Below are 5,355 nucleotides of genomic sequence, written 5' to 3' on the forward strand. Positions count from 1 at the left end.
CACCACCGCATCGACCAGGTCGAAGTCGATGATCTGGGTCAACTCACCCAAATGTCCAGGCGCGTGCACACCCCCGGCCACCTCGAACGACCGAGCGATGACAGACTTCTCCTGCAACGGGACTCCTGAGGCGTGATCTTCTTGCTCGACACAAGTTGATCTACCAGGAGTCCCGTTCCCACTATCCAGCAGGGGTTGACCCGCCGATCACACCCCTAACGCAACGGCGTTGACATCCAGGATCGAGCACGATCTTGCCGACGGGCGCGGGGGCCCGGCACTGCGCGGGGCGGGGCGGCGCGGGGCGGGGCGGGTCAGGGGTGGAGGCGGGCGTGCCAGGCCAGGGCGGCCGGGTCGGTGAGCGAGGCGACCTGGTCGATGACCACGCGGAGGCGGGCGGCGTCGTCGGGGGCGTCCCGCCAGAGCGGGGCGAAGACCGGGTCGAGCGCGTCGGGGGCCCGGTCGAGCAGGGCGGCGACCAGGTCGGCGAGGATCTCCCGCTGGCGGGCGTACCGGGGGCCGGCGCCCGGGCGGCGCATCACGTACCGCAGGGCGATGCCCTTGAGCAGCGCGCACTGGGCCCGGATCCGGCGCGGCACCGCCAGGTCGGCGGCGTACCGGCGGTGCGGGCCGGCGCCGTGGCGCTCCTGGGTGGCGGCCACCACGGTGGCCACGAACCGACCGGTGAGCACGCTGGTGGTGGTCTTCAGCGCGACGAGGGCCCGGTGGCTGCCGTCGTAGCCGGCGAGCGGGGCGAGCACCGGCTCGGCGAGGAGGTCCGCCAGCACCTCGCCCAGGTCCTCAGGGGCCTCCCCGGAGTACGCGGCCGCCACGTCGGCGCAGAGCGCCCGGCGCTCATCGGGGTCGGCCATCAGCGGGCCGAGGCGCACGTACCCGCCGTGGATGCCGTCCTCGACGTCGTGCACCGAGTACGCCACGTCGTCGGCCCAGTCCATCACCTGGGCCTCCAGGCAGCGCCGCTGCCCGGGCGGGGCGCCGGCGCGGAGCCAGTCGAAGACCGGGCGGTCGTCGGCGTACACGCCGAACTTGCGTCGGCCGGGACGGCGCGGCCACGGGTACTTGCTGACCGCGTCGAGCGAGGCCCGGGTGAGGTTGAGCCCGGCGGAGCGGCCGTCCGGGGCGAGCACCTTCGCCTCCAGCCGGGTGAGCACCCGTAGCGTCTGCGCGTTGCCCTCGAAGCCGCCGCAGTCGGCGGCGAGGGTGTCCAGCGCGGCCTCGCCGTTGTGCCCGAACGGCGGGTGACCGAGGTCGTGGGCCAGCCCGGCGGTGTCCACCACGTCCGGGTCGCAGCCCAGTCGGGCGCCCATCTCGCGGGCGATCTGCGCCACCTCCAGCGAGTGGGTCAGCCGGGTACGCAGGAAGTCGTCGGTGCCGGCCAGGTGCACCTGGGTCTTGGCGGCGAGCCGGCGGAACGCCGCCGAGTGCAGCACCCGGGCCCGGTCCCGCTCGTACGGCGACCGCCCGTACCCGGTGTCCTTGGGCCCCTCGGCGACCAGCCGCGCCGCGTCGTCGGCCACGACCGGGGGCCCGGCGCCGTCGACGCCCGGACCCGCGCTCAACCGGTCATCCCGGGGTCAGCCCGCGCGCTCGCGAAGGACGCAGAACTCGTTGCCCTCGGGGTCGGCCAGCACCGTCCACTCCACGTCGCCCTGGCCGATGTCGACGTGCCGGGCGCCCATGTCGACCAAGCGCTCCACCTCGGCCTCCTGGTCGGCCGGGCGCAGGTCGATGTGCAGCCGGTTCTTGCCCTCCCGCGGCGTGGTGACCGGGACGAAGACGATGCCGGGCAGCGCGTCGGGCGAGCGGCGGATCTCCACCTCGTCCGGCTTGTCGCTGATCACCTGGTAGCCGAGCGCCTCGGCCCACCAGTGGGCGAGCCGGGACGGGTCCTGGGCGTCGACGGTCAGGTTCTCCCAGACGCTGGTCATACGGCCGCCTTCCTGATCGACTCGTGCGCGGGCGAGCCCAGGTTACGCCGGGCCCCCGAAGATGGCGCGCCGGGCGAGCCCGGGGCCGTCGCCGAGGTGAGCGCCGACGGCCCCGGGTGTGTCACACGGATCAGCGGGAGTCGGAACCGGTGGTGGTCACCGCCGCCCGTCCGGCCTCCAGCCGCGCCACCGGGACCCGGAACGGCGAGCAGGAGACGTAGTCGAGCCCGACCTCGTGGAAGAAGTGCACCGAGTCCGGGTCGCCGCCGTGCTCGCCGCAGACGCCGAGCTTGAGCCCGGGTCGGGCGGCCCGGCCCTCCTCGGCGGCGATCCGGACCAGCCGGCCGACGCCCTCCCGGTCGATGGACTCGAACGGCGAGATGCCGAAGATGCCCAGCTCCAGGTAGCGCCAGAAGAACGCGCCCTCGACGTCGTCCCGGGAGAAGCCCCAGCCCATCTGCGTGAGGTCGTTGGTGCCGAAGGAGAAGAACTGGGCGGCCTCGGCGATCTGCCCGGCGGTCAGCGCCGCTCGGGGCACCTCGATCATGGTGCCGATCAGCACCTCGACGCCGCTGTCCCCGACCACCTCGGCGATGATCTTCTCGGCCTCCGCGCGTACCGTTTCCAGCTCCTGGACCGCGCCGACCAGCGGGACCATGATCTCCGGGCAGGCCGACCCGCCGTCGCGGGTGACCGCGACGGCGGCCTCGGCGATCGCGCGGACCTGCATGGCGAAGAGGCCGGGGATGACCAGGCCGAGCCGGACCCCACGCAGGCCGAGCATCGGGTTCTCCTCGTGCATCCGGCGGACGGCGGCGAGCAGCGCCTCCTCCTTCGCCACGTCCTCGCCGCGCTCCTGGGCGACCGCCACGTTGACCGCGAGCTGCTCCAGCGGGGGCAGGAACTCGTGCAGCGGCGGGTCGATCAGCCGGACGGTGACCGGCAGCCCGTCCATCTCCCGGAAGATCTCGATGAAGTCCTCCCGTTGCAGCGGCAGCAGCGCGGCGAGCGCGTCCTGCCGCTCCGCGTCGGTGCTGGCCAGGATCAGCCGCTCGACCAGCTCCCGCCGGTCGCCGAGGAACATGTGCTCGGTGCGGCACAGGCCGATGCCCTCGGCGCCGAACCGCCGCGCCCGCGCCGCGTCCGGGCCGGTGTCGGCGTTGGTCCGGACCCGCAGCCGCCGCGCGGCGTCGGCGTGCGTCATGATCCGGTGTACGGCCCGGACCAGCGGGTCGTCGGTCCGCTCCGCGTCGAGGGTGCCCTCGAAGTACTGCACCACCTCGGAGGGCATGACCGGCACCTCGCCCAGGTAGACCTTGCCGGTGGTGCCGTCGATGGAGACGACGTCGCCCTCGTTGACGGTCTGCCCGGCGACGGTGAACTTCTTCGCCGGGATGTTGACGTCCAGCTCGTCCGCCCCGGAGACGCAGGTCTTGCCCATGCCCCGGGCCACCACGGCGGCGTGGCTGGTCTTGCCGCCGCGCGAGGTGAGAATGCCCTTGGCGGCGATCATGCCGTTCAGGTCGTCCGGGTTGGTCTCCCGGCGGACCAGGATCACGGCCTCGCCCTCGGCGGCCAGCTCGACCGCCCGGGCGGAGGTGAAGACCACCTTGCCGACGGCCGCGCCCGGCGACGCCCCGATGCCCTTGGCCACCGGCTCGAACTCGTGGTCGAGCTTGAACCGCGGGAACATCAGCTGGGCGAGCTGCGCGCCATTGACCCGGTGCAGCGCCTCGTTCAGGTCGATGAGGCCCTCGTCGACGAGCTGACCGGCGATGACGAAGGCCGCCGCGGCGGTGCGCTTGCCGACCCGGGTCTGGAGCATCCAGAGCTTGCCGCGCTCGATGGTGAACTCGATGTCGCAGAGGTCCTTGTAGTGCTCCTCCAGCCGGGCCATGTAGCTGAGCAGCTCGTCGTAGGACTTCTTGTCGATCCGCTGCAACTCCTCCAGCGGCACCGTGTTGCGGATGCCGGCGACCACGTCCTCGCCCTGGGCATTGGCCAGGTAGTCGCCGTAGATGCCCTGCGCGCCGCTGGCGGGGTCGCGGGTGAAGGCGACGCCGGTGCCGGAGTCGGCGCCGAGGTTGCCGAAGACCATCGCCACCACGTTGACCGCGGTGCCGAGGTCGGCGGGGATGCGCTCCTGCCGGCGGTAGACCACCGCGCGCTCGGCGTTCCATGACTCGAAGACGGCGCGGATGGCCAGGTCGAGCTGCTCGCGCGGCTCCTGCGGGAACTCCCGCCCGGTGTGCTCGGCGAAGATCTTCTTGTACGCGTCGACCAGCCCGCGCAGGTCGTCGGCATCCAGGTCGAGGTCGTTGGTGCTGCCCTTGGCCCGCTTGGCGTCGTCGAGGGCGTGCTCGAACTCCTCGCCCGGCACCTCGCAGACGGTCTTGCCGAACATCTGGATCAGGCGGCGGTAGGAGTCCCAGGCGAACCGGTCGTTGCCGCCCGCCTGCCGGCTGAGCCCGATCACGCTGCGGTCGTTGAGCCCGACGTTGAGGACGGTCTCCATCATGCCCGGCATGGAGAACTTGGCCCCCGAGCGGACGGAGACCAGCAGCGGGTCGTCCGGGTCGCCCAACTTGCGGCCCATCTCCCGTTCCAGGGACTCCAGGTGTGCCTCGATCTGCCCGGCCAGCCCGTCCGGCTCGCGGCCGGTCGCCAGGTACGCCTTGCAGGCCTCGGTGGTGATGGTGAAGCCGGGCGGGACCGGAAGGCCGAGATTGGTCATCTCGGCGAGGTTGGCCCCCTTGCCGCCGAGCAGGTCCTTGAGGTCCTTGTTGCCCTCGGCGAAGTCGTAGACGTACTTGTGCTCGACCGTCTCTTGCGCTGCCACCAGAGCCTCCCACGCGCGCCATTGACACTTAACGAAGGTTCAGTTCGGACATACCCCGAGACCAACCGCCGGTAATCCCGGCGTCGTCAGCGGTCGGTGGGCGAAGGTTAAGCGAACTTCGAGTGGCCTGGGACCGTTCGGTGACAATCGGCACAACGGTCACCACTATCCGCGTCCGTACCGGTTTTTGGGAACGCTTCCACGAGCACGATCACGCAATTCCGAATCCCCTCGTACTCTTGACGGCACTGGAATTCGCCGAACCTGACCTTTGCCATATCCCGCCCAAATACACCCCCCGGGAGCCGTCGCCGTGTCGACCACCCCCGCCGCCCCGTCCGAGACCGGTCCCGAACCGCTCGACCGGGCCGGCCTGCCCACCCAGCAACCGGCCGCCGCCGACCTGGCCCGCACCGCCGCCCGGCACGCCGCCGAGCAGCTCGCCCCGCCCACCCCGGTCCGGCTCGGCGACGTCGTGCCGGCCCCGGAGCGGGTCGTACCGGAACCCACGGCGGACTACCTGCTGCCCGCCGACGCGGCGATCCGGGTCAGCCCCGCCCCGGGCGC

The 5,355-nt window shown here is 72.3% G+C and carries 3 protein-coding genes and 1 pseudogene; 1 reads left to right on the forward strand and 3 read right to left on the reverse strand.

The features are described from left to right. Positions 1-314 precede the first annotated feature (314 nt). The 3 genes from ACWEVO_RS29150 to ppdK all read right to left on the reverse strand — a co-directional run bounded on the left by ACWEVO_RS29150 (position 315) and on the right by ppdK (position 4,788). Positions 315-1,538, reverse strand: coding sequence for a deoxyguanosinetriphosphate triphosphohydrolase (locus tag ACWEVO_RS29150; RefSeq protein WP_452310686.1), 1,224 nt, complete (start codon positions 1,536-1,538; stop codon positions 315-317). A gap of 57 nt (positions 1,539-1,595) precedes the next feature. Then, complete coding sequence (locus ACWEVO_RS29155; RefSeq protein ID WP_452310684.1) at positions 1,596-1,949, reverse strand: VOC family protein; 354 nt, start codon at positions 1,947-1,949, stop codon at positions 1,596-1,598. A gap of 130 nt (positions 1,950-2,079) precedes the next feature. After that, on the reverse strand, positions 2,080-4,788 hold the full coding sequence (gene ppdK / locus ACWEVO_RS29160) for a pyruvate, phosphate dikinase (RefSeq protein ID WP_452310685.1): 2,709 nt from the start codon (positions 4,786-4,788) through the stop codon (positions 2,080-2,082). A 373-nt stretch (positions 4,789-5,161) separates the two neighbouring features. On the opposite strand from ppdK, the pseudogene ACWEVO_RS29165 reads away from it, so the two are divergent. Then, a pseudogene (locus ACWEVO_RS29165) lies at positions 5,162-5,355 on the forward strand (beta-N-acetylhexosaminidase); the annotation flags it as partial.

It is taken from the genome of Micromonospora sp. NPDC003776, from assembly GCF_053605645.1.